The organism is Streptomyces sp. A18 (genome assembly GCF_059026065.1).
In genome coordinates this window covers 1-925 of sequence record NZ_JBWLKL010000132.1, presented here as the reverse complement: position 1 = coordinate 925, position 925 = coordinate 1, and the positions used below count along the sequence as shown (strand labels likewise).

Below are 925 nucleotides of genomic sequence, written 5' to 3'. Positions count from 1 at the left end.
CAGCCCACGGTGCGGGACAGGTCGGCTCCCGGTACGACGCCTTCCTCACGGCCGTGTCCTTCGAGCCGGATCAGCGTGGAGGATTCGGTGATGCCGCGTTTCTGCCGCCACTTGGCCACGGCGAGAGCGAGGCTGGCCAGCAGGCCGTCGTTCACCTGGCCGCGGAACGCCGTCGGCACCGACGTCAGCAACGCCTTGGTCACCCGCGCCGGCAGTTGGACCCAAATGTGGTCGACGGTGTCGGACACGTCGAGGGTCGGGTCCAGGGGGCGGTGGCCGAGCAGGGGGTCCGGGCCGTCCACCATCGCACGCCACAGAGGGAGTTCGGCGACGCGTTCGGCGCTGACGGCCTCGTCCTGCAGTGCATGCGTCCAACGCCGTACCGACGTGCCCACCTCGGGCAGTACCGGATCATCGCCGGAGCTCACGTGTTGCCAGGCGGTGGCGAGGTCGGGCAGGAGGATCCGCCAGGACACGCCGTCCACGACCAGGTGGTGCAGCACCACCAGCAGGCGGCCGGGAACCTGTGTGCCCGCGTCGAACCATACGAACTGGCCCATCACCCCGCCTCGCGGATCCAGCCGTCCGGTGGCCTCGTCCAGCTCGGCCTCCGCCAGCTCCCGCCAGCGCGGCTCACCCCACTGGCCATCGCATTCCACCCGGTGGACCAGGCCGGCCACGTCCACCGAGCCCGGATCGGTGACCTCCAGGCTCCACTCGTCGCCCACGACGAGTCGGGAGCGCAGCACGTCGTGACGGTCGAATACGGCTGTCAGGGTCGCCGACAGGCCCTCCTGATCGATGCCGACCGGCAAGTCGAGCACGGCCGACATCGAGAACCGGCCCGAACTGCCGCCCAGTTCCCGCAGGTACCGGCTCACCGGCAGTACGGGCAGCCGACCCACACCTCCGCCCTGGAACTCCT

At 70.4% G+C, this 925-nt stretch carries 1 protein-coding gene; it reads right to left on the bottom strand.

The window, feature by feature from the left end; all coding sequences use genetic code 11:
* Positions 1–925 (bottom strand): condensation domain-containing protein (locus AC5P1C_RS43820; RefSeq protein ID WP_493871591.1); only part of this gene is annotated, 925 nt, incomplete at both ends.